This is a genomic window from Bacteroidota bacterium (assembly GCA_019637975.1).
Classification (GTDB): Bacteria; Bacteroidota; Ignavibacteria; order UBA10030; family UBA6906; genus CAADGV01.
On sequence record JAHBUR010000007.1, the window covers coordinates 56,022 to 81,191 of the forward strand.

Consider the following 25,170-nt stretch of genomic DNA (forward strand, 5'->3'; position numbering starts at 1 on the left):
TATGGCAAGGGCGTTGACTTCCCCGATCCAAATTGCTATGATGGGAGCGAAGCGTAGAAACGGGAGCTTGTTCTCGCTTCCTTGTAGAGGTGGCAATCTCTAATACAACTTCACCCTTCGACCTGCACGTTGTGAGGAATTCACTTTCACATCTTCTTCACCGTCCTGTCGCCGTCAGCATGGTCTGCGGCGCGGTTGTGCTTGCGGGATTGTTTGCGTTTACGCGGTTGCCCATCGAGCTTTCACCTTCCATTGATTTTCCCAGTCTCACCATCAACACCTCGTGGGGAAACACGTCGCCCGAAACAGTTGAGCAGTTTATCACCGCGCCAATCGAAGAAGTGGCGAACACCGTTGCAGGAGCGAAGAATATCCGCTCCCGCTCGTCCGAAGGGCGCTCGTCGGTGGATGTGGAGTTTGAGCAGGGAACCGACATGAATTTTGCGCGGCTTGAGTTGTACGAGAAGTTGGCTGCGCTTTCGGAGACATTCCCTGCGGGCATCGGGGTCCCCGTTATCACCCGCTACGTGCCGGAGGATTTCAGGGAGTTGCAGGGGTTTCTCACGTTTGCTCTCGCATCGAAGATGAGCGCCGCAGCATTGCGCACGTATGCCGTGGAGCGCATTGTGCCCGCACTGACTTCAATCAAAGGAGTTGCGCGTGTCGAAACTATTGGTGGCGAGGAGCGTGAAGTGCATATCCTGCTCGATCCGAAGCGTGTAGCCTCCGCCGGGCTGACCGTTGATGGCGTGCTCACTGAATTGCGGGAGGTCGAGTTCAATGCGCCCGTAGGCGTATTGCAGCGCGGCGCGGGCAGGATGATCGTTGCAGTACACAACAGTAACGCCCGCATTGACGATATTCTGGACTTGCCGCTGCGCGCTCAAGCCAATACGCTGCTTCGTTTGCGCGATATCGCCACCGCGCACGACACCATCGCCGAAACGCGCAGCATCTACCGCATTGATGGCAAACCCTCCATCACTTTAGTCATTGACAAAGAGCCGAACATCAACACCACCCAAGTCGCCGACCGCGTCAGTGCCCGCTTGGACGAACTTGCCGCCGCATTCCCCGGCAATCTCTCACTTACAAAAATCGTGGACAAGAGCCGACAGATGCGCGAGGAGTTGGAGAACTTGCGGCGCGAGGTCTTCTTCTCCATCTTCTTCATCTGGCTTGTGTTGGTTGTGGCGCTCGGAAGTCTGCGCGCCCCGCTCGTGCTGATGTCGTCGTTGGTCATTTCGCTCGCGGGCACCCTGCTTATCTTCTGGCTACTCGGACTCGGCTTGCATCTTCTCACGCTTGCGGGACTCGTCCTCGGCTTCGGGCGGGTTGTGGATGATTCGATCGTTGTGTTGGATAACATTCAACGTCGCAACGATACATCCGATGCCGGCATTGCCTCTGCCGTCGCTCAGGTGCGTCTTCCGGTCATTGCTTCAACCATTACCACAATTGGCGCGCTGCTGCCGATTGCGTTCCTGCCGCAGGATGTGAGGCCGTATTTCCGCGAGTTCGGGCTTGCCGTCGGGATTGCGTTGGTGATGTCGCTGCTTGTCTCGTTCACTGTCATCCCGGTGTTGATTCGCAACGTACCTGCTGTGCTTGCAACGAGCGGAAGGTTTGAGAGTACAGGCAATCGTATTCTCGCCGCATACAGAAAGATCCTCGGCTGGTGTCTGCGCTGGCGGAAGAGTGTACTTGCGGCAGTTGTCCTCGCGTTCGGCTTGCCTGTGTGGCTGCTTCCGGAACGGATTGATGCTGAACATCTTCCTGCACGAATCTACAACGCAGTGTTCGCAAGCGAGCCGATGATGGCCGCTCGTCCGTATCTCAACGCGGCACTCGGTGGTGCTTCGCATCTCTTCTTTACCAAAGTCACGAAGGGAGAAGTGTGGGAATGGGGGAACGAAACGTATCTCGTGGTGCGTGTCGGCTTTCCGCAAGGGACCGAGCTTCATCGGTACGATGATGTGGCGCGACTCATCGAGCGTGAAGTTCAAACGGCGCATGAGGGCGTCAGTCTCATGACGACGCGTATCGTTGACGACTACGCTTCGGTACGTGTGGATTTTGACGGGAAGGCCTCAATGACGGCTCTGCCGTATGTAGTGAAAAACCGGCTGACGGTGTTGGCGGCACAAACAGGCGGTGCTTCGATTTCGGTGTCCGGCTTCGGGCCCGGCTTCTACTCCGGCGGCGAATCGGCGCCGAGTTTTTATGTGAAGGTGTTGGGATATAACTACGGAAAGGTGAAAGAACTTGCCGAACAGTTCAAGCAACGCCTCGAACGCAACCCGCGTATTGCCGAGGTGGATATTGACAGAACATTCGGCCGCTGGCCGAAATCTACCGAGTTGGTGATGAGCTTCGACCGCGAAGCCGTTGCCGCGCATCATTTCACGGCAGCGGACATCATGCCGTGGATCGGCAGCATGACGCGCGGGACGGTTGACCGGCAAACCGTTTCGCTCGGCGGCGAGCGAGTCCCTCTGGTTGCAAAGATGCGGGGCTTTGATTCCGCGACTGTACAAGAGTTATTCCGCGAGCCGATAGTGAATGCGCACAGCGAAACGGTGCCTCTTGGCGCGCTTGTGCAGCTTGATGAACGGCGCGTTATGTCGCAGATAACGCGGGAGAACCAGCAGTATGTCCGTTGGATTTCGTTCGAGTATCGCGGGCCGTTCAGGTATGGCGATCAGTTTGTCGAATCCACCATCAACGCAATGCCGCTGCCGCACGGGTACAAGTTCGACAAGTCTTTTGCCTGGTTTATCATGTCCGAACGTGACAAGTCCTCCATGCTTTGGCTTGCGCTTGTTGCCCTGGTCATTGTCTTCATGGTAACGGCCTCACTCTACGAGTCGTTTACCAGGCCTCTCATCGTGATTCTCACTGTTCCCCTCTCACTGATCGGATTGTTTCTTGCGTTCTATTGGACGGACACACCGTTCGGTCGCGGCGGGTACGCGTCGGCCATGTTGCTCACCGGTATCGTCGTGTCGAATGCCATTCTCTTGATTGATTATGTGGCGAAGCGCGTTCAAGCCGACTCGGTTTCGGTAAACGTCCTTGTGTATGCCTCTGCGGACAGGTTACGCCCGATCATGATGACCTCGCTGACCACGATAGGCGCTCTTCTCCCCTTATTGCTCTGGAGTCCCTCTTCCGGTATATGGTACTCACTTGCCCTCGGAACAATTGGCGGGCTTTGCACATCAACCCTGTTGACACTCGTGGTAGTGCCGGCCGTCCTTGCGGTTGTGTACAGGGCACGCACGTAGTGGGATTTCTCGCGAAGATTCTGTATTCTGGAATTGGTACCAAGCATATTCTCATTTGTTTTATTGGCGGTATATGAAAGCCATCCTTCTCGAATCCAAAGCCGAACCGTTGCATCTCAAGGAAGTCGCCAGACCTGTCATCGGAGACGACGGGGTTCTCATCAAACTCAAAGCGTCAGCTCTTAATCATCGCGACAATTACATTCAGCAGGGAACATATCCCCGCACAACCTATCCTATCATCATCGGCTCCGACGGGGCGGGAGTTGTCGAAGATGTGGGGAAGAATGTCGGACGCAACCTTGTCAGGTCAGATGTCATCATCAATCCGGGGTACAACTGGGGGGAGAATCCGAAGGCGCAACAGAAGAGTTTCACCGTTCTCGGATTTCCGGAGAACGGAACGCTTGCAGAGTATATTGCAGTACCGTCGAGATATGTCAGGCCGAAGCCTCAACATCTTACGTTCGAAGATGCGGCGGCGCTTGCACTTGTCGGATTAACGGCGTACCGGGCGTTGTTCACACGAGGCAACCTGCAGGCTGGCGAGCGAGTACTGGTCACGGGCATCGGTGGCGGCGTGGCCGTGACGGCGTTGCAGTTTGCGCTTGCTGCGGGTGCGAAGGTGTTTGTCACATCAGGTTCAGACGAGAAGATTGCGAAAGCCGTTTCGCTCGGAGCAAGTGGAGGCGTGAACTACACAGCCGAAACATGGGCCGATGAGCTGCAGAAGCGTGCAGGCGGTTTTGACTTGATTGTTGATGGCGCGGCGGGACCGGGTTTCGCGAGATTGTTAGATATTGCCGCGCCCGGCGGGAGAATCGTCAACTACGGCTCGGTGCAAGGCAAAATCCAGAATGCCGAAGCTGCACGCATCTACTGGAAGCAACTCTCCATTCTCGGCTCGACGATGGGGACGGGGGAGGAGTTTGCTGCAATGCTTCGCTTCGTGGAACAGCACAACATCACACCCGTCATCGATTCAGTCTTTTCTCTTGCCGATGCGGAGAAGGCGATGCAGCGATTAGCAGGCGGGAAGCAGTTTGGGAAGGTGGTGTTGAGGCATGATCCGTAGTACACTCAGCCTTCATACGCTGAACGCTTGATATTCATCTTCTACTTCGCCATATTAAAATCAGGTTGAGCAACCAGCGCTCCGCTGTTCTCCAGCCTTTCCTCTGTTCATTTCCACACACACTCTCCTGATGTATCTTCCCGCTGGGAATTCTGATACCTTCGCGCTACGCAAATAGCGATACGCATTAGCGTTGTTATGTCCCGGCCAGAGATAAGAGGCTGCTGTGTGCGGTCCGGCCCGTTACCGCGTTGATGGGGGAAATTAATCTTGACAAACTGTTCGAAAGTCTTCACATGGTACGCTTGTACATTCTTTCCTTATGTATTCTTATCGCTTCTTTACAGTCCCTTCATGCGCAGCGGGGAAATCCTGTCACGCCGGCGGAAGGGCCGTCGTTGTTGTTCGACGTTGACCCCGTCTTGCAGCAGTTGGCGGGCGCCATCGATTCATCGCGCCTGATCGCTTCGCTTCAGCGGCTGGAAGCATTCCGGACGAGGCATTCCAGCACCGACTCGCTGGTTGCCGCGAAGAACTGGCTCGTGACGAAGTTTCAGGAATACGGCTACAGCGACGTTCTCCAACATAACTTCACATGGAGCAGCCGCACATTGCAGAATATTGTCGTGACAAAAACGGGAACGCGTTTTCCCAACACGTACGTACTGCTCATCGGCCACTACGATTCGATCAGCGAAACGCCGACCTCCCTTGCGCCGGGCGTGAATGATAACGGGTCGGGCATTGCATTGATTCTCGAAGTTGCCCGGCTGCTTGCTTCGAAGAACCTCGACTATTCCGTCCGGTTTATTTGCTTTTCAGCGGAAGAACAGGGACTTGTCGGCAGCAGGGCCTACGTGCAGAATGTCGTTGTTCCCGAGAACCACAACATCAAGATCGTCATTAATGTGGACGAGATCGGCGGGTACCGCGGCAACGCAAATACGATGGTGAAAGTTGAGAGGGATGAAGACAACTCTCCCTCATCAAACAACGAAGCGTCAGCCCGCTACACAGATACACTTGCTGCAATTACGCGAACGTACTCGACGCTGACGACTACCATCACGAATGCCTACGGCAGCGACTACATGTCGTTTGAAGATGCCGGGTATGTGATTACGGGATATTACGAAGGAATTGAGACACCGCATTATCACCGGAGTACCGATAATTTTGCGAATGTCGATCCCCAATACCTCTATCAAATTACCAGGGGAGCCATAGCAGGCGTGGCGCATTTTGCAGGAATCCAACGAAAATACTTGAACATCCTTCACTCACCGCACGGCGACACGCAGGATAGTTCGAGAAATATCCAGCTCGATGCACAGCTGTTGACCTCGGCCCCGATTCTTCAGGGACAGGTTTTCTTCCGGACGAACACCCATCCGGCATATTCAGCCGTGCCGATGTCGCAGGTGGGAAGCGCAGGTGATTCGCTGCTGTACCGCGGGTTCATCCCGAAACAGCCGTACGGCACAACGGTTTCATACTTTCTGAAGTTTGCCAACGGGGATACAGTTCTGTCAACGTTTCCCGCTGACACGACTTCGCCGATTGTGTTTCATGTTGCTGGCGACTCGGTTCCGCCGGCTATCACACATTCAGCTCTCTCCAACAAATCTTACCTTGACAATCCTTATGAAATTCGTGCAACGATCACCGACCAAAACAGCATATCGCTCGCGTGGATCGAGTACAAAGCCAATGGAGGAACGCTCCGGCTTGACACGATGGAGCAAGTAAGCGGGAACATGTGGCGCGGCTACATTCGTGGCCCGTTCACGCCCGGCGATCGCATTGAGTACGCCATTTATGCGAAGGACGGATCGTTCTCGGGAAACCTTGCCAAGCTTCCCGAAGCGGGTTGGTTTTCATGGAGGGTGTTGAATTCGATTCTGCTGGATTTTGAAAACTCGAACGGCGGCTTTGAAGGCTCGGGCGACTGGAGTTGGGGTTTGATTGGCACGACGGACATTCCGGCTCCGCCCCGCGGCCAGCGCGTGTGGGCGACGAATCTCGGAGGGAACTATGCGAACAACCTGAATTCAGTTCTCGAATCTCCTCCGTTCGATCTCTCCAACAAAGCCGAAGGCGTGCTCACGTTCACGCATCTGTATCGCATCGAGCCGAACAACGACGGCGGCAACTTCTGGGTGTCGGTTGATAGTGGTGCCTTTCAGCTTATGACCCCGCAAGGGAACTACCCTTTTTCGTCCATTGTCGCACTCGGCGGCCCCGGCTACTCCGGCAATTCAACGGGTTGGGTGGAAGCGGGCTTTCCGCTTTCGACGTTTACGAACCATCGTGTCCGATTCCGGTTCCGGTTTTCGAGCGACTGGCTGACGAACCATCGCGGATGGTACATCGATGAGATGCGTGTCGACTATCTCGATTCGGTAACCGTGGGAACACAGCCGGACAATCTCCAGCTTCCGGCTCAGACTTCGCTCGGGCACGGTTACCCTAATCCTTTCAATCCCAAAACAAACATCCCGTTTTCCGTTGACAGCCGGGGCGGGCGTGTAAGGATTACAGTTTTTGATCTGCTCGGCCGGGAAGTGACGACGCTCGTCAACGATTACAAACCGGTCGGCTTCTACACCGTCGAGTGGAATGCCTCGGCGGCCTCGAGCGGAATCTACATCGTTCGCATGGATGTGACACAACAGGAGGGTGGTGGATCTCCCGTTGCCGCACGCAAACTGATTCTCATGAAATGAGGATCACACTTCATCAATCAACCAAAGAAAAGGAATAGGTGGAATGAGATCACAGTTCACAATCATAGCTGCAGGTGTTATTGCGGGGATGGTGTGTGGAGGCTTCTCTCCTCTCCCGGCGCAGTCGCTCAGTAAGATGGGGGGACAGGCGGCAGGGGCGGGTGTCTATGCCGATGCTCCTCCGGCACCGATGACGTTATCCAATCTGAAGGTCGGCCCGTTGAGCGGCACACCGGAAACGATGGCAAGAGAGTTTCTCCGGAGCCAATCTCAACGCTTCAACATGAAGTCCGATCTTTCCGACCTCACAGTCTCGCTGGTGCAGGAAAGTCCGGCGGGCTACCATGTTCGATTCAACCAGAACTACGACGGCATTCCGGTGTACCAATCGGACGTTGTTGTCAGCATTGACCGGAAGAACTATGTCGAGTTCTTTGCGTCGAATTACAAGCCGGGGATATCCGTTCCTACAGTCAGCGCTGCCATGAGCGGGAATGCGGCCATACAATCCGCAAGTACTCATTTGGGAGTCCGTGGAGAATTGCACGGCCCGCAGACTTCGCAGTTGATGGTAAAGATGGAAAAAGGAACGGCGAAGCTCGCGTATCGTATTGTTCTTCCCGCGTTTGAACCGCGGGGCGATTGGGAAGTATTTGTTGACGCCCGCAGCGGCGAAGTCATCAGCGTGACGGATATGACATGCTTCCACGGCCCGTCGGAGCAAGGTGGACGCAACTCCAGGGTATTGAAAGTGGATGGAAGCGGCTACGTGTTCGATCCCGATCCGCTTTCCACGGCGGGCGCAACATACGGCACGGGCGGCTACGTTGACAACAATGACGCCGACTCGCCCGAGCTCAATGCCGAGCGGAAACTTCGCACGCTCCGTGATATCACATTCAGCAGCGGATTGTACAGGCTTCAAGGTCCGTACGTTACATCATTCGATTGGGATCCGCCGAGTACACCCGTTGTTACTGCAGCTCATCCCGATTCGTTCCGCTATACACGCTTTCAAGATGGATTCGAAGATGTGATGGTGTACTTCCATCTCGACCAATCACAGCGGCACATACAGTCGCTCGGTTTCACCAACATCCAAAACAATTCCATTCAAGCCGACCCGCACGGATTCAACGGAGATGACAATTCCGCTTATTATCCCTCGACTAATAGATTGACATTCGGTGAAGGCGGTGTGGATGATGCGGAAGATGCTGATGTTATTCTTCATGAGTACGGCCACGCAATTCATCACGGGACCGTACCCGGTTGGTCAGGGTCGGGACAGCAAGGGGCGTTGGGAGAAGGTTTTGGCGATTACTGGGCCGAGTCGTACTCACGCAGTCTCGGACACTGGCAACCCGCCAATCCTCCCTATTTCTGGGTGTTTGATTGGGATGGCCACAATCCGTTTTGGGCCGGACGTGTGTTGAACTACGCTCTGCACTATCCGGAAGGATTGACAGGAACAATTCACACCGACGGCCAGATGTGGTCATCGAGCCTCATGTACATTTGGAATGAAATCGGGCGTGAAGTGTTGGATAAGCTGGTTCTGCAAAGTCACTTCTACCTGCCCTCAAGCGGCGTGACGATGACCCTGAATGCCGAAGCAGTGATTCAGGCCGACCGCAATTTGTACGGCGGAGCGCATCTTCAATCTATTGTGTATTGGTTTGGATTGAGAGGATTCATCAATCCGGCGAACTACGTTCCGCAAATCTCTCACATTCCTCTTACCGATACGGAGAATCTGAACGGCCCGTACACCGTAACGGCGACGATCGTGCAGGGATCATCACCACTCATTCCGTCGAGCCTGAAGGTGTTCTGGACGAGAACGGGAACTTTCACCGACAGTCTGCAGATGACACTGACGGGAACGCCGAATGTCTATCAGGCGCTCATTCCCGGAAACGGCATCCAGGCAACGTACCGATATTATGTTTCGGCGAAGGATAGCAGTGGCGGAGCGGCAACGCATCCGACCGGAGCTCCGGGGAGCTTCCACAGTTTTATTGCCGGACCCGATGTGATTCCCCCGGTTATTACACACACGCCGCTGCGCGATCAGGCACGGCTGCGGTGGCCGGCAATGGTGCGGGCAACCGTTACGGATAACCTCGGCGTTGATTCCGTATGGGTGGATTATATGCGCCTGCGCGGTTCGCTGAGCGGGTCGTTCGGGATGATTCGATCTACAGAAGATAACTTCCAGGCGGCATTCCCGCTTGATACGAATCAGGTTGTTGTTGGCGATACGATTATCTACAAGGTCGTTGCACGTGATCGCTCGGTTGCGGGGAACCTCGCTACGAATCCGCCGACAGGCTTCCACCGCTTTGCCATCATCTCGGCACGCGGTGTTGTTCTGGTAGTGGATGATGATGTAACGACAAAGGAAAAAGCGATATCCGACAAGGGGATTGATGAACGTCCTGCGGCACAGAAAGGCGTCAGCTCACGTCTCATCGCCCGCACTCTGACGGAAGTCGGATTTGTGGTGGATACGGCAACATTTGCCGCGCACGATCCGGCGAGCTACGCAAACTACGATGTTGTTGTTTGGTCTGCCGGAAGCAAAACCAGCGGTATTTTTGGCGATGCGACAAAGCGCGCTGCTCTCGTAAACCGCAGTCAAGCAGGCGGCAAGATTTGGGTGGAAGGCGGCGAGGTGGGATACGTGTTCCGCAAGAGCGGCACCACCACGGATGCCGACCCGCCGTTCCGACGTGAAGTGCTGCGCGACAGCAACTGGATCAGCGATGTCAGCAGTGCCAATCTGGTACTGACTGTTCCCACGCATCCGGTGTTCACAACGCCTCACGTCATTTCAAGTCCGGTTCCATTCCCGACAAGCGGCATAGGCCATCGCGATGCCATGCGGTTGCAGCCGGGCGACACGCATGCAAGGAAGATAGCGGGCTGGTCAACGTATGCGGCGCAGGGTCCTGATACGGCGGGGATAATTGTGTACAACCCGCTGCCTGATCCGGGCGTGGGACAAATTGTGTTCGCGACCTTTTCTGTTGGAGCTATTACCGACACTACCGTGGCGAAGAAGTTCACCGAGAACATCGCCGAATTCCTGATGGCGCGCCCAGGCGGTGCGTTGATTTCTGCAACGCCCTCCGGACTGGATTTCGGGGCGGTTCAACTGAACGATTCGGCGACGCAGTTCGTGCGTGTGCAGAACCTCGGCACGGGTTCACTGAGCGTCACCAACATCACGCATGCGAATGCACGGTTCTCCGTTGCGCCGGTCAGCTTCACGCTTGGCCCGCAGGATACCGTCCGGCTGACCGTGAAGTTCAAGCCGGTGGTTCTCGGTACGCTGTACGATACGCTGCGGTTTGTCTCGAACGCTGCCAGTTCTCCCGCCATTCCGTTGAAGGGCCACGGCGGTGTTGCATTGATGGTTGTCCAACCCGATTCTTTCGCGTTCACGCGACAGCCTACCGCTGATACGACATTTCAGATGATGAAGGTAAAGAACGCCGGCACTGACACGCTGCGGTTTACAATAGAAGAATCGCTGGCCGGTACGTCGCCATCCGTACTGCGCTCAATGGAACAGCAGGCGACTATCGAACTCCCGAAGGGTGTTGCGCCAGCCGTCAATCCTCCTGCAACAAAGGGCGGCGGCGGCCCCGACGCATTCGGCTACCGCTGGATTGACAGCGACGAACAGGGCGGACCGACGTACAACTGGACGGATATCTCGACAATCGGCACACAGATTACAGGATGGTCGCCCAGCGCCGACGACGGGTATGTTGTGATTTCGCTGCCGTTTGCCTTCACGTTCTATGGCAATTCCTACTCATCAATGAAGGTGGTGACCAACGGCTGGCTCGGCTTCGATGTTGCCTCGACTTCGGCGGCATACCTGAACGGCGGCATTCCTGCAACTGCCGAGCCGAACAACGCATTGTATCCGTGGTGGGACGACCTGGATCTGAGCACAAGCGGAACCGTGCATTATCATCACGACGCTGCCAACGGCAGATTCATCGTTCAGTACACCAACGTGCCGCATTACGGAACGACGGAGCCGGGACTCTACACATTCCAGATCATTCTCAAGCCCTCGGGTGATGTTCTGTATCAGTATCAGGACATGCAGCAAACGCTGACGTCATCAACGATTGGAATTGAGAACGGCGACGGAAGCATTGCGCTGCAGGTCGTGAGCAGTGCGGCGTACATGCACAACAATCTCGCTATTCTTCTGACGCGGGATGCCGTGCCGTGGCTTTCTACCGACATTACGCAAGGTATTCTCGCGCCATCCGACAGCGTGAACGTAAAAGTGCAGATTCATCCCGGCGTGATGAGTCAGGGCATGTATCGGGCGCGGCTGACACTTGCCGGCAACATCAGTGCTCCGGTGGTTGTTCCGGTACGGCTGGATATTGTGACGGGAGTGGAAGGAGGGCCTGCTTTGCCGACAACATTCGCCCTTGAGCAGAACTATCCGAATCCCTTCAATCCTTCGACAACGATCAAGTACGCGTTGCCTACGGAAGCGAAGGTGACGCTGAAGGTGTTCAACATTCTCGGACAACAAGTCGAGCAGCTTGTTGCCGGCGTGCTGCCTGCCGGATTCCATGATGTTCGATGGAATTCGCGTGTAGCAACCGGCGTGTACCTGCTGCGCATGGAAGCAACGCCAACCAACGGCTCGCCTGCGTTCATTCAGGTGCGGAAGATGTTGTTGATGAAGTGACATTCCATCCTGTTTATCCTGTCAAAAATACTCGGACAGGATTAACAGGATAGGCAGAACAAATCACGCCTCGTCCGGCTTTTTCAAAAAGTCGGGCGGGGCGTTGACTTTTCCGATGAATCAAGCTAATTTGATTTCTTTAAGGGGTATTTACTTCCCTTTCAATCAGCTTACAGAGTAAATGAACAGGGTGATATAGTAGCAATCGAGTAAATCTCCGCAACGCTTGTCTCTACGTTCGACGGAGTGCCAATTGTCGTGAATTTTAATTGCAGGAAATGAAATTCATCCCAATCCTAAAATGCAAAAACATGCAAGAATCCCTTTCGTTTTATACGAATATTTTAGGATTCAGTCTGAAAGAACCGGGCTTCGGCACGGAATCTCCCGTTATCAATCTCGTGAACGGAGAAGCGGAGATACAGCTTTCGGTTCTCGCGGGAGATAGCGAGTTCGGTTGCGACGTCAACGTTATTGTTGATGATGTTGATGCGCTTTTTGCCGGTTTCGTAAGTAGGGGGCTGGATACATCGGCGAAGCCGGAGTCACCAGTTCATCAAGGTCCGGTCAATCAGGCATGGGGGATGAGGGAATTCTACGTTGACGATCCCAACGGCAACACTCTCCGGTTCGCTGTGCCGATCAGAAGGTCAGCATGATAGAACGTGCCTCTACTCCGTTGTTGACTTCGCGAAGTCCCGCATAGGAACGATTGATCTCGGGCAGATCGCCCGCACGAAACATCACATGGCCGGTCTGCTGGAAATTGATGTTACTGATGCGCGAAGCCGGTTGCGTGCCCTGAGGCGGGAATCCCGGGTCGCCGTTTCGTTTCCTTCCAGGCTCATCAAGACGATCAGCACACCTGACACATCTTATGGAAACGGCGAGCGTGAAGTAGTACTGACAAGAAGCGGGTGGTCATCCCACAAACTTATACCCCAGACCGTGCACAGTAACGATGTACTTGGGGAATTTTGGATTGTCTTCCAACTTCTGGCGCAGCCATGTTATGTGTGTGTCGATTGTGCGGGTAGTGGGCATGGCATCGTAGCCCCACACATTGTTCAGGATGGTTTCGCGTGAGAGCGCCGTGCCGCGATGCTCGACGAAGTAGCGCAGAAGCTGAAATTCGCGTGCAGAGAGTTCCACCGGTTTTCCTCGGTGCAGCAACTCCATGTTCTTGAAGTCCAACGTAAACTCCCCGAACGAGTAGCTGCCGATTGTCGAAGTTCCGCCGGCGGCATAGGCTGGCCGGCGCAGCAATGCCTCGACTCGCGCCAGCAGTTCCATCATCTCGAACGGCTTCGTCAGATAATCGTCCGCCCCCAACTTCAGCCCGACCACCTTTTCGTTGACTTGGCCGCGAGCCGTCAGCATCAGAATGGGTGTCCGAACATCCGCTTTGCGCAGATCTTTGCAGACATCGAATCCGTTCTTCTGCGGCAGCATCACGTCCAGCAGAATCAGATCGAACCGCCCTTCGAGAGCAAGTTCTTCGCCCTTAATGCCGTTGCCTGCCTGCGTAACACGGTATCCCTCGTTGCTCAATCTGTCCGTGAGCGTAAGCACGAGTCCTGTTTCGTCTTCGACCAACAAAATGCGTTTGGCGTTTGCGTTCATGTTGTTGTTCCGTTCTGGTCATGCGTCGGAATCCGGACGGTGAACACCGTTCCTATCTCCATCGAACTTGTTGCCGTGATGGTTCCGCCGTGTCCCTCGACAATATGTTTGGTGATGCTCAATCCCAGCCCGCTGCCGGGGATTTGTGCATCCATCGCGTTGCGTGCGCGGTGGAACGGCTCGAAAATATCGTCGACATCGCTTGAAGGAATGCCGATTCCTTTATCCCTTACAATAATATTGATATATCGTCTTCCGTTTTGCGCGGTTGCTTCTGCTTCGAGCCCGACCCATTTCGTTTCGCCGCTGTATTTCAGCGCATTGGTCAGAAGATTCTCGAAGGCCGACTGTAGTGCGCTTGTGTCGCCAAGAACCTGCGGGAGATCGGGCGGGATATACGTGTCAATCGCGATATCATCTGCCGTTTTATGGCGTACTGCATAGAGTACTTCTTCCAGTACGGCCGCAATGTCGAGCGGATGCAAATCATAGGTTCGCTTGCCGGACTGAATACCGCCGTAGTCAAGCGCTTGATTTATCATTTCGCCGAGGCGCTCGACTTCGTTCTTGATCACTTCGCCGTATTGTTGCGCCCTCCCCGGATCGTGAATAACACCGTCTGCCAGATTCTCTCCCGCCGATTTCAGCACGGCAAGCGGTGTACGCAATTCGTGGGAGATGCCTGCAACGAACTCGAGTTGTTGCTGCGCAAGTTGATGTGCCTTGTGTGACGAGATAAGCAGAAACACAACGCTTGCTCCGAGCAGCAACAACACGCCGAAGCTGATGCCGAGATTTCTGAGACGGATGTGGTTGACCGCAGCTTCAAGTGAGCCCCGCTGATGTCGGGCGCGCAGTTCAAAGAAGGCGACCTCCTTCCGTTTTGGCGGCGAGTTACCGCGATCAGGGCCGAATCGTTGAAGAGGATTGCCGTCGCGGATATTGGATTCGGGACGCATCCTCCGGTCATCGTGTTGCGGAGGCGGCGGCATGCGGCCTGTCCCGACCATCGACAACGGTATCGGAGGAAATGCGAGAAAAGAAGCAACCGCATCGGCCTTGTCCAGAATGTCCGGCGGAACATCCTTGGTTGATGAGAAGAAGAGTTTCCTCTCTCTATCGAAAATGGCGATTTCAAATTCCGATTCTGACGTAGCGGAGAAGAAAGTTCGCATGTATTCCGGCAGAAGAGAATCCCTGACGAACGCAAGGTCAAGATGGACGATCACGCTTCGCTGCGGATCGTCGCGAAGAGGAACGGCGAATCCGTCGCCGTTGTTGAAGAACAGCACCGTCGATGTATCATCGATGCGAATCGGTGTAGCGTGTTCCGCGCCGGGTGAATCGGCCAGTGAGCAGTCCCGCACAATGCGGGGATGGGGTGTCCGCGCCTTCCAGTCCTGCAGCCGTAATGCCACCTCGGAGAGGGCTTGCTCGCCCCGCCGCTCCGGTTTGGCGCCGACAGCTTTCAGCAGGCCAGTCATCTCCCGGTTGAACTCCATTGCGAATACCCAGGCGGTTGACCGGAGATTGCTTTGCATACGCTCCCGTTCTTGCGTGCTCAATTGTCCCAGCCAAACGTACTGCAAGTACGCAAGAAGCGGTACAATCAACAGCAGGGCGGCTCCGACGCTGATGGCGGCAGGACTGTATGGTGTTCGCATTTTCATCACTCAAATATACACAACACGCTTCGTTTCTCCATACGCCCTTAACGGACTTAACAATTATTTGTCAACCTTTTACAACTCCGACCGCAAGCACGGCCTGACGGTGTCTTAACAATCTTAACAACCATTTGTCATCCTTAGCAAACATTTATCCGGTTCTTAACCAACACAGTGCTGAAAAGTTGTACGTTAAACCCGCGGCACACAGTCTGGTTCAAATGATGGGTTTGGTCAGGGCCTGTAGAGCAAGAAGTTCACGACGGATGTTGCATTTGATGTAATTATAGCATGAATTTAAGAATAGCGGTGCTTGGCAATGCACGGCTAACGCGTCCCCCCACTTCTATGAAGAAAATGTTTATGAAACGGCATACAGCAATTACAACAGCGGCCGCTCTCGTTCTTTCGTTCGGATTCATAACACTGCAAGCTTCGGCCCAACCGAGAAGGATGTCGCCTGACGAGCGTACAGCAGAGTTGAAAAAAGAACTGAACCTGACCGAGAAGCAAACAACGGATGTCAAGAAAATCTACGAGCAGCTTCGTCAGGAAACCGAAGAGTTGTTCGAATCCTCGGGCGGCACTCGCGGCGCCTTTCGTGAGATAATGATGAAGAAGAACCGTGAGGCCGACGAGAAGATCATCGCCCTGTTGACGAAGGAACAGAAGAAGAAGTTCGAAACATCTCAAAATGAACGCCGCAACAGATTCGAAGATCGGCCGCGACGACGAAACGAGTAACCTACCATCCACAAAGGGTCGGAATGAAACGCTACATCGTGTTTGTGATTGTCCTGCTTGCAGGAATGTCCATTGCCGCCAATGCACAAAATCCGGGCGACAGTATTTTTGCGGGCACGCAGATTCATACTATCAATCTCCGGTTTCCGCAGCAACGCTACTGGGATTCTCTCACCATCTATTATAATCAAGGAAACGAGCAGTACATTGCCGCAAACGCCGTGATCAACGGTGTCGAATACGACAGTATCGGCGTCAGGCTCAAGGGGAATTCCTCGTACAGTCATCCCAACAACAAAAAATCGATCAGGCTGAGTCTCGATGAGTTCAGGACTGAAACCCGCTGGGATGGTGTGAAGGGTATTCATCTGAACAATTGCTGGGGCGACCCCACGTTCATGCGCGAGAAGATGCATTCGGATTTCTGCAGAGATGCGGGTGTGCCTGCGCCTCGGGTGAACTATGCGAATGTGTATTTTAACGATACCTTGTGGGGATTCTACGGGATGATTGAACATGTTGATAAACGTTTTTTGAACTCCCGCTACGCGAACGACGGGGGCGATCTCTTCAAGGCCGTTGATGCGTTCGGCTCGGGGCTTATTTCTGATTTTCGTTGGTACGGCGCCGCTGAGAATCTGTATTACGGTCGCTACGAAATGAAAACGGAAGAATCGACAACGGCGTGGACGAATCTCGTCAGGCTTCTTGATACACTCAACAATAACGTCAATACGGCAACTGCAGTGCCGAACGTCGTCAATCTGAACGCCCTGTACAGAGCGGTCGCAGTCGACAATCTGTTTGCGAACCTCGACGCGTATCTGAACAGCGGAAGGAACTTCTACTTCTATTTTCATCCTGCTACGGGGAAAATGGAATGGATTCCCTGGGATCTGGGGCTCAGCTTCGGCTCATACACCGGCGGCGTATCGAATCTCGAGAGCATGAGCATCACGTACGTCAGCAGCGCAACCAACCGTCCTCTCATCGGGAAATTTCTGAATACGCCGACGCTGCGCGCCGAGTATTTGCAGCAAGTGTGTTTGCTGTTCACCAACTATTTTCCGTCGACAAGGCTCTTTCCGCTTATTGACTCGGTTGCGAATGCCATCCGGCCGCACGTGTATGCCGACCCGCGGAAGATGTACACGAACACACAATTCGAAACCAATTTGGTAAGCGACATCAACGCCAGCGGCGGGGGCGGGACACGCAAGCCGGGACTGAAATCGTTTATCAACCTCCGGCAAGCGAGCGTACAGTCGCAACTGACAACGCTTGGCGTCTCCTGTGTACTTGCGGTAAATCCCGGCGATGTCGTGATCAATGAGTTCATGGCGCAGAACGATTCAATTCCTGATCCGGCAGGCGAGTTTGATGATTGGATTGAATTCTATAACACAACATCAAATCCGTTGAATCTCGGAGGGATGTATCTTTCGGACGACCCGACATTGTCGACAAAGTGGCAATTTCCTGCCAATACAATCATTGCGGCGAACGGCTATCTGATCGTCTGGGCTGATAACGACAGCGGCCAAGCGGGACTTCATGCCAACTTTGCCTTGTCGGCAAGTGGTGAACAGATCATCTTCTCGAACGTCAACGTGAGCATTCTCGATTCTGTCACGTTCGGGCCGCAAGTCGGGAACCGCTCCATGGCGCGCATTCCTAACGGAACGGGGCCATTCGTACAGGCACGGCCGACATTCAGTGCCGACAACGGCAACTCGATTATTATTGATCCCGTTCTGACAACACTTGTTCTACCGCAAGTGATACAAGGGAATAACGGGACGAACTCAAACCGCATTCCGTTTGCGTACAGAGTGCGGATTTCCGGACTTTTGCAGAACGCGACATATCGCTACTTCAATCAGATGGTGACGTCAACCGATCTCGCGACCGCCAATGGAGCGGGTAACAGCATTCTCGTTCCCGCATCCGGCGACTTCACACGGACGACCGGCCCGAGTCTTTCAGTAGATGGTGCGTATGGAACGTTCACCAGCGACGCGACCGGCATGTATGAAGGTTGGTTTATCTCCGAGCCGACAGGCAATGCGCGGTTCACACCGGGGAACCACGTGTTCATGAGAATCGCGCTGAACGACGGCGGCACTGGGACATCGGTAGCTGTACGCCTCACGACGCCCGACTCTGTTCGTGTTGTGAGGCTCGACTCAGCACCGGCCGATACTTCGGGTACCGGCCTCCGGGGTTCGTCTTCCGCCGCTACAAAGGATTTTGTCTTTGCCTACGACAACACTGCCGGAAGCGGAAGGCCGGTTTCGGGAACATTCATCGAGCATGACGGAACAGCCAACACCCTTGCTAACAACTACGCTGCATTCTATGCCGGAAACGTGGACGGCCTCAACGGGGCATTCGGCATGGTGGTTCCGAACGCTCTGCCGAACGGCATCCGGCGGTTCGAGCGGCGTTCACGCGAGACCGGGGCAATTCTCGCTATAGCAACGGACGCAGATGGCGTCTGGCCGAGCGGCGCAAACACGTTGAACCCTTCGGGCGGGACTGCGGAAATTGTGTTGACAGGAACGGATGTTTCTCTCATAACGAACGTGAAGCACACATCAAACATTCCGACGACATTCTCGTTGTCGCAGAATTATCCCAATCCGTTCAATCCTTCCACGACTATTTCATTCGGGTTGCCGAAGGAAAGTAACGTCAAGCTGGAGGTGTACAATCTCATCGGCCAACGGGTTGCCACGCTTGTTGACGGGCGACGGAATGCCGGCACACACACCGTCACGCTCGACGCATCGCCACTCTCAAGCGGAATCTATCTGTATAGGATTTCGGCTGATGGCTATACGCAAACACGGCGGATGGTATTGATGAAATGAGCCGCCAGGAGTCCGATACGTATCGCCGCAAATGGGCATTGGGTGTTGCCGCCGCTGTGCTGCTTGCGCTTCTGTTCGTTTTGCCGATCTCTGTCCCGTACACGATTACGACAACGGGGAAAATTCTCTGCACAAGTGAATGGATCGTTGCCCTGAACAGGGATGGTGGAATCGTGACCTTTATCGCGGACCGGGCAAGCGGAATTACAAAACACTACTCGCTCGCCCAGTTCAGTCGCGGCGACGCGATGAGTTTTTCCATTGATGCAAGAATCGCCGGCGGGTCTACCATTATTGCCGGAGATACCGTCGGCATTGCGCGCTCCAGCGAAGTTGAGCGCGAGCTTGAACGATTGCGCGGTGAACTGCAAAACGCCACAGCCGCGCTTGCGGTTGCGGTGACAGGAGAAAAACAATCCATTGTCGAGGAAGCCGTCCAGTCGGTTGAACACGCGAAGCGCCAGGCCGATGAGTATACTTCCGTCCTTATCCGCCAGAAGCTCTTGTTTGACAAAGGGTTAGTGTCGGAGCAGGAATACGAATTTGCCCAGCGCCGGGCGGCAACGGCAACCATTGCAGTGTCAATTGCCGAGGCAAAACTTCGAAGCGTGACGACGGGAGCAAAAAAAGAGGAGGCCGATTTCGTTCGTGCGCAGATCAAGTCGTTGCAAAACGACATTCAGGTGTTGGAACGGCAGGAACAAGAGTACAGGCTCATCGCTCCGATCTCGGGCATTGTCACGCAAGTCGGGAAGGGAGACACGCTGTTGGTTGTTTCGGACACAACGGGCTACGTTGTGGTGATGCCGGTACCCGTTCACGAACGGGTAAGCGTGATGCCCGAGCAGCAAGTACGATTGTTCGCGAGCGAGGTCGGCGGTATCCCGCGGGCGGCGGTGACGAAAGTCGACAAGACGATTCACTCGCTGAACGGGCAGCAGGTTGTGCTTGCAACGGCGCAACTCACCGACTTGCCGGAGGAAGTGTTGAACGGATTGCTTGCACGAAGCACGATTGAATGTGGCTCTCTTTCGCCGTTGGAGTTCGTTAAACGAAAGCTCCAATCGCTGGTGAGATAGACAAGCGTTTCGCATTTGTAACAAGGGTCAGATATGCGATTTGAATACAAGTACGTCGTTCCGATGGAGCGGCTTGATGCGTTGCGCCGGGATATCATCCCCTACACCACGCTCGACGCCTATACCCTCCGCCGCAAGGATCATCAATACACCGTCAGAAGCATCTACTTCGATACATCCCGGCTTGCCGCTTACCGCGAGAAATTGGAAGGAATAAAAAACCGAAAGAAACTCCGCGTTCGTTCTTATAATATTGCTGCGGAAGATGCGATGGTGTTTCTCGAAATCAAAACCAAAGTCGAGCAGCGGGGAATGAAGTACCGTTCGGCATTGTCTGCAAACGACCTGCCGGCATTTCTGCAAACGAAATGTCCCGAAGAGTACATGCTCGATCTTCCCAACCGAAGCCTCGCTCTGGACAACGCCCGGCGATTTCTTTTTCACTACGTCCGGTCGGCAATGAGGCCGGTGGTTCTCGTCACGTATGAGAGGGAAGCATTTCAGGGACAGTTCGATCCGAATCTGCGAATCACATTCGACAAGCATTTGCGTTTCCAGGGTTTGCCCTCGCTGGACGATTTGTATATTGAAAACGGATTAACGCATCTTGCGCCTTCATCATTCATAATGGAATTAAAATTCGGAGGCGGGTTTGCTCCGTGGCTGCGTGCGATTGTCAGGAAACACGGATTGACTCGCGTCAGTGTATCGAAATACGGGTCGTGCGTTACGGCATCCGGTGTTGCCGGGATGATGGGGTGCGCGTACCTTATCGGCCGGAGCGAAGCATCGCTTGCGCCCGACCGAACGGAGGTGGCTGCCTGATGCTGCAATATTTCGAAGGTCTTACCGTTTCACCCCTTACGCTCGGTGACTTTGTTGCCAACGTGTTTGTAGCAAGTTTGTGCGGACTTATTCACATTGCGTTTTACCGTGCGGCGTACCGCGGGCCGGGGTATTCGGCGAGCTTTCTGAACTCGCTTGTTCTTCTCGCGATGATTACGGCTGTTGTGATTATGGTTATCGGCGACAGCCTTGCCCGCGCATTCGGCCTTGTCGGCGCAATGTCGATTATCAGGTTCCGGACAGCTGTAAAAGAAGTGATGGATATTGTGCATATTTTTCTCGCTCTCGCCATCGGAATGACGGCAGGCGTGGGATTGTCTGCCGCCGCGTTTGCAGGGACGATCATTCTCGGCACCGGCTACTACCTGCTCGTGAATTTCAATGTTCTCTCTTCTTCCCGGAAACAATTCATCGTACAGTTCACCTATCAGCCGCAGCACGGCGATCAAAACGGCAAGGAGCCACCCTATCTGGCGATGTTGCATGAACACTCCCGGCAAAACTCCCTGATGAATGTGAGATCGGTAGGAGAGAACGGGGAATTGGAGGTTTCGTATTACGTCAAGCCGAAAAACGACGCCGGCGCCGCAGAATTACTGCGCGGACTAAAATCCGTCAGCGGCGTTCGTTCAGGAGTTTTGTCTCCACGATGAGAGCAGTTCTGGTCAGCAACTCACATCTCCTCACTATCCTGAAAGAAATGACATGAAAAAGATGATAATGTTCATCGGTGTTCTGCTCTTCCCCTTGTCGCAACTGCTCGCACAAGGATGGGTCTGGCAGAATCCGCTTCCTCAAGGAAACACGCTCTATGCAACCCGTTACGTGAATGCCGGACTCGGCTATGCCGCGGGAGATGCGGGAAGCATTCTCAAAACAACAAACGGCGGAATAACCTGGATACGCCAGTCAAGCGGAACAACGAATCAGCTTACCGCACTCCATTTTGTCGACGCAAATACAGGATATGCCGTCGGTGCCGAGGGCACAATCCTGAAAACAACAAACGGTGGCGCCGAGTGGGTACACCAATACACCGAACCCTCGACTACTCTCTCGTCTGTTCATTTTGTTGACATAAACACCGGATGCGCAGTTGGCGGCGCGAGTTCGGGTGTCGGGAGCATGATTTTGTGGACGACGAATGGCGGCATGAACTGGGGGCCTCAAAACGGTGGAACGACGAATCAACTCTCCTCAGTCTTTCTGACAAACGCAACCACCGCGTATGTGGTTGGCGTGGGAGGAACAATTCGGAAGACAACCGATGGCGGGGCCAATTGGGGTTCGCAAACAAGCGGAACGCCCAACACGCTCTATTCTGTCTTCTTCACGGATGCCTCCACAGGCGCAACGGTGGGGAACGGCGGCGTCATATTCAGAACCACTGACGGAGGGGCAGTTTGGCAGAGCCAGCCAAGTGGAACATTCGACTGGCTCCAATCTCTCTGGTTTACCGATGCGAACACGGCGTACATCGTGGGGTCGTTCGGCACAATTCTTAAGTCGACCAATGGAGGATCTGCGTGGGTGCCTCTGACAAGCGGCACGCAGTATTTTCTGCAATCGGTTCATTTTACCGATGCAAACACGGGGCATGCGGTTGGTGAGTCCGGCACAATGCTCGTTACAACAAACGGTGGAACGTCGTGGCTGCCGCAATCGGAAGGCTCTACCCGCTGGCTGCAATCCATCTTTCCTGTGGATGCTAATGTCGGATATGCAACAGGGGAATTCGGAACAATCCTCAAAACAACAAACGGCGGCGCGAATTGGACGAGCCAATCAAGTGGAACGACATCGGTGCTTCAATCCGTTTCTTTTACCGATGCGAATACAGGTTACGCTGTCGGCGATGGAGGTACAATCATCAAAACGACAAACGGCGGAACGCTGTGGGAACCGCAACAAAGCGGTGTTAGCGAATGGCTCTTCTCGGTTGCATTTCCGACAGCCTCAACGGGTTATGCTGTCGGGTATGATGGCACTATTCTCAAAACGACTAACAGTGGCGGAGTATGGGCACCGCAAACGAGTAATGTGGTACAGCAATTAGCGTCTGTGTACTTTCTTGACGCAAGTACAGGATTTGCCGTCGGAGGAGACAGCTACGGGGCCAATGGCGTCATCCTGAGGACAACGAACGGCGGGGCGAACTGGACGAACCAACATGTCGAACCGCTTGCCATGTTGTGGTCGATTGCATTTGCCGATGCCAATAACGGCTGTGCGGTCGGCAGCGACGGTTTGATTTTGAGAACAACAAACGGGGGGTCAAGTTGGGGCAGTCAGCCTTCCGGAGTGAGCGAGTGGCTCTATTCCATTCACTTTCCATCGGCAACGGCGGGATACGCTGCGGGCGACGCCGGCACAATTCTCAAAACCTCAGATGGCGGAATGCACTGGGCGCGCCAAGCGAGCGGCGCGAGCAATCAGATTACCTCGATTCGATTCCTCGACGCAAGTACCGGATTTGTTGCCGGAAGCGGCGGGGCGATTCTCAAGACAACAACTGGCGGGTCGACGTCGGTCGGCGGGGAGACTGCGGATCAGTTGCCGCAACTCTTTCAATTGTTCCAGAACTTCCCGAATCCCTTCAACCCCACAACAACAATATCTTTCGAACTCCCGGAAGCAAGCACGGTGACGTTGAAGGTGTATGATGTTTTGGGTAAGGAAGTTTCAGTTCTTGTGCACGGAGTACAAAGGGCAGGATTCCATTCAATCCAATTCGCCGCCGCCTCTCTTTCAAGCGGTATGTATTTCTACCGGCTTACTGCAAACGGATCATCGGAAACGAAGCGAATGCTTCTTATGCGGTGACATGAGTATTACCAACACGTACATGTTTCATCACCAAGGAGGATACGCAATGCAGCCGGTCGGGAAGTTCTTTCTGACGAAAGTTCTCATCTTCATAACGCTTGCCTGGCTGCCCGGTTACGTGGCAGCACAGGCATTCGACGGTTATACGTTGTACGGCACGTTCGGCAGCAATACGACGCGTCTCGTCAACATGAACAACACGATTGTCAAGAGCTGGACTCATACGCGAAGCGGGGGATATTCGGCGTATCTGTTGCAGGATGGTTCAGTTCTTCGAACAGCAGTTTCATCAAGCTCGTCGCTCAACGGCGGCGGCGCACAGGGTGTTGTGCAACGCGTTTCATGGAGCGGCTCGTTGCTTTGGGAGTACACGTACAGCACAACAACGTATCGCGCCCATCATGACATCGAGCCGATGCCCAATGGAAATGTCCTTATCATTGCGTGGGAAGTAAAGACCGGGGCTCAGGCCGTCGCTGCCGGAATGAACCATAGCGCGACGATCTGGCCCGACCATATTATCGAGGTACAGCCCGTTGGGAGTACCGGCGGAAACATTGTCTGGCGATGGCACGCATGGGATCATCTCATTCAAGATTTCGATCCGACAAAAGCCAACTACGGAGTCGTTGCCGACCATCCCGAACTGCTCGATATCAACTATCGCAGCACAAGCGGCGATTGGATGCACGTCAACGGCATCAGCTACAATCCTGAACTCGACCAAATCGTCTTCTCGTCCCACGAATTGGATGAGATCTATGTAATCGATCATAGCACGACGATTGCCGAAGCAGCCGGACATACAGGAGGGCGATGGGGGAAGGGGGGAGATTTTCTGTACCGTTGGGGAAATCCGGCAGCATACAGGGCTCCCGGCGCGACGGTGTTCAATGTCGTACACTGTGCTGCGTGGGTCCCCGACACTCTTCCCGGCGGCGGGCATCTGATGGCGTTCAACAATCGCAATGGAACGGGTGCTTCAATGATTGTCGAACTCGTACCGCCGGTGGATACCGCCGGCAACTATATCTGGACGCCGGGCGCGGCGTTCGGACCTTCGTCGCCCGTGTGGAGTTATTCCGCTTCGGGCTTCTACTCGAATCATCTCGGAGGCGTGCAACGTCTGCCGAACGGTAACACGCTCATTGCGCAATCGACAAGCGGACGGGTTTTCGAAACTACATCTGCCGGGACTGTGGTTTGGAACTATCAACCGGGCGGTCAGATCGTCCGCGCGTTGCGGTATGCTCCGAATTATCCGGGGATATTGATTACGGATGTTGATGAGAAAGGGAATACTCCACCGCTGCAGTTTGAGTTGTCGCAGAACTATCCCAATCCGTTCAACCCTGCAACAACAATCACGTTTTCCGTTCCGCGAGAGACGTTCGTATTATTGGAAGTGTTTAACATGATCGGTGAGCGTGTAGCAACGTTGGTGAGTGATCGGAAACCCGCAGGGATGCATTCGGCGGTGTTTGACGCGTCAGAACATTCGAGCGGCATCTATTTCTACAGAATGTCTACTGAACATTTTGTAAGCGCCCGCAAACTTGTAGTGCTGAAATGACCTATTAGAAGTACACCTCCTTGCACTTACGCCAATGCCGGGTCTGTGCCGGAATCGGGGACCCGGCCGGCGGAAGTGTTTTGCCGTCGGAACTCCAACTTTCTCTTGTTTTTCCCCGC

14 protein-coding genes are annotated in these 25,170 nt (G+C 54.3%); 12 read left to right on the forward strand and 2 right to left on the reverse strand.

Annotated features, from left to right (window positions below):
• The first annotated feature begins 89 nt into the window (after positions 1–89).
• From KF749_05150 to KF749_05170, 5 genes are all read left to right on the forward strand, one after another.
• Positions 90–3,287: an efflux RND transporter permease subunit gene (locus KF749_05150; protein ID MBX2990543.1), complete on the forward strand. Its 3,198-nt coding sequence runs from the start codon at positions 90–92 to the stop codon at positions 3,285–3,287.
• 73 nt (positions 3,288–3,360) lie between these two features.
• Positions 3,361–4,362 carry a zinc-binding dehydrogenase gene (locus KF749_05155; GenBank protein ID MBX2990544.1) on the forward strand — a complete coding sequence of 334 codons (1,002 nt, stop codon included), beginning with the start codon at positions 3,361–3,363 and terminating at the stop codon, positions 4,360–4,362.
• Positions 4,363–4,658: 296 nt separating this feature from the next.
• The gene (locus KF749_05160; GenBank protein MBX2990545.1) at positions 4,659–7,088 is read left to right on the forward strand and encodes a M20/M25/M40 family metallo-hydrolase; all 2,430 of its coding nucleotides are present in this window, start codon (positions 4,659–4,661) and stop codon (positions 7,086–7,088) included.
• Between the two features lie 43 nt (positions 7,089–7,131).
• Positions 7,132–11,820: a choice-of-anchor D domain-containing protein gene (locus KF749_05165; protein ID MBX2990546.1), complete on the forward strand. Its 4,689-nt coding sequence runs from the start codon at positions 7,132–7,134 to the stop codon at positions 11,818–11,820.
• Positions 11,821–12,131: 311 nt separating this feature from the next.
• The gene (locus KF749_05170) at positions 12,132–12,479 is read left to right on the forward strand and encodes a VOC family protein (protein ID MBX2990547.1); all 348 of its coding nucleotides are present in this window, start codon (positions 12,132–12,134) and stop codon (positions 12,477–12,479) included.
• 262 nt (positions 12,480–12,741) lie between these two features.
• Here KF749_05170 and KF749_05175 read toward each other — a convergent pair whose 3' ends face one another.
• Positions 12,742–13,443, reverse strand: coding sequence for a response regulator transcription factor (locus tag KF749_05175; GenBank protein ID MBX2990548.1), 702 nt, complete (start codon positions 13,441–13,443; stop codon positions 12,742–12,744).
• A complete protein-coding gene (locus KF749_05180) occupies positions 13,440–15,107 on the reverse strand; it encodes a HAMP domain-containing histidine kinase (protein ID MBX2990549.1) in 1,668 nt (555 codons plus the stop codon). The genes KF749_05175 and KF749_05180 overlap by 4 nt, the downstream gene beginning before the upstream one ends.
• 366 nt (positions 15,108–15,473) lie before the next feature.
• Here KF749_05180 and KF749_05185 point away from each other — a divergent pair, with 366 nt between their 5' ends.
• Genes KF749_05185 through KF749_05215 form a run of 7 tightly spaced genes read left to right on the forward strand, consistent with a single transcriptional unit; the run spans position 15,474 to position 25,051 of the window.
• Positions 15,474–15,854, forward strand: coding sequence for a hypothetical protein (locus tag KF749_05185; protein ID MBX2990550.1), 381 nt, complete (start codon positions 15,474–15,476; stop codon positions 15,852–15,854).
• Between the two features lie 23 nt (positions 15,855–15,877).
• The gene (locus tag KF749_05190) at positions 15,878–18,727 is read left to right on the forward strand and encodes a CotH kinase family protein (protein ID MBX2990551.1); all 2,850 of its coding nucleotides are present in this window, start codon (positions 15,878–15,880) and stop codon (positions 18,725–18,727) included.
• Positions 18,724–19,806 carry a hypothetical protein gene (locus tag KF749_05195; protein ID MBX2990552.1) on the forward strand — a complete coding sequence of 361 codons (1,083 nt, stop codon included), beginning with the start codon at positions 18,724–18,726 and terminating at the stop codon, positions 19,804–19,806. Before KF749_05190 ends, KF749_05195 begins: the two co-directional genes overlap by 4 nt.
• Positions 19,807–19,839: 33 nt before the next feature.
• Entirely contained in the window at positions 19,840–20,631 is a 792-nt protein-coding gene (locus tag KF749_05200; GenBank protein ID MBX2990553.1) for a polyphosphate polymerase domain-containing protein, read from the forward strand.
• Positions 20,631–21,305, forward strand: a complete 675-nt coding sequence (locus KF749_05205; GenBank protein MBX2990554.1) for a DUF4956 domain-containing protein — start codon at positions 20,631–20,633, stop codon at positions 21,303–21,305. Before KF749_05200 ends, KF749_05205 begins: the two co-directional genes overlap by 1 nt.
• 52 nt (positions 21,306–21,357) lie before the next feature.
• Entirely contained in the window at positions 21,358–23,475 is a 2,118-nt protein-coding gene (locus tag KF749_05210; protein ID MBX2990555.1) for a T9SS type A sorting domain-containing protein, read from the forward strand.
• A 1-nt stretch (position 23,476) separates the two neighbouring features.
• Positions 23,477–25,051: an aryl-sulfate sulfotransferase gene (locus tag KF749_05215; protein ID MBX2990556.1), complete on the forward strand. Its 1,575-nt coding sequence runs from the start codon at positions 23,477–23,479 to the stop codon at positions 25,049–25,051.
• Positions 25,052–25,170: the final 119 nt, after the last annotated feature.

Coding starts and splice junctions, on each gene's coding strand:
- KF749_05155 (MBX2990544.1), top strand. CDS start 3,361: ATGAAAGCCATCCTTCTCGAATCCAAAGCCGAACCGTTGCATCTCAAG.
- KF749_05160 (MBX2990545.1), top strand. CDS start 4,659: ATGGTACGCTTGTACATTCTTTCCTTATGTATTCTTATCGCTTCTTTA.
- KF749_05165 (MBX2990546.1), top strand. CDS start 7,132: ATGAGATCACAGTTCACAATCATAGCTGCAGGTGTTATTGCGGGGATG.
- KF749_05170 (MBX2990547.1), top strand. CDS start 12,132: ATGCAAGAATCCCTTTCGTTTTATACGAATATTTTAGGATTCAGTCTG.
- KF749_05175 (MBX2990548.1), bottom strand. CDS start 13,443: ATGAACGCAAACGCCAAACGCATTTTGTTGGTCGAAGACGAAACAGGA.
- KF749_05180 (MBX2990549.1), bottom strand. CDS start 15,107: ATGCGAACACCATACAGTCCTGCCGCCATCAGCGTCGGAGCCGCCCTG.
- KF749_05185 (MBX2990550.1), top strand. CDS start 15,474: ATGAAACGGCATACAGCAATTACAACAGCGGCCGCTCTCGTTCTTTCG.
- KF749_05190 (MBX2990551.1), top strand. CDS start 15,878: ATGAAACGCTACATCGTGTTTGTGATTGTCCTGCTTGCAGGAATGTCC.
- KF749_05195 (MBX2990552.1), top strand. CDS start 18,724: ATGAGCCGCCAGGAGTCCGATACGTATCGCCGCAAATGGGCATTGGGT.
- KF749_05200 (MBX2990553.1), top strand. CDS start 19,840: ATGCGATTTGAATACAAGTACGTCGTTCCGATGGAGCGGCTTGATGCG.
- KF749_05205 (MBX2990554.1), top strand. CDS start 20,631: ATGCTGCAATATTTCGAAGGTCTTACCGTTTCACCCCTTACGCTCGGT.
- KF749_05210 (MBX2990555.1), top strand. CDS start 21,358: ATGAAAAAGATGATAATGTTCATCGGTGTTCTGCTCTTCCCCTTGTCG.
- KF749_05215 (MBX2990556.1), top strand. CDS start 23,477: ATGAGTATTACCAACACGTACATGTTTCATCACCAAGGAGGATACGCA.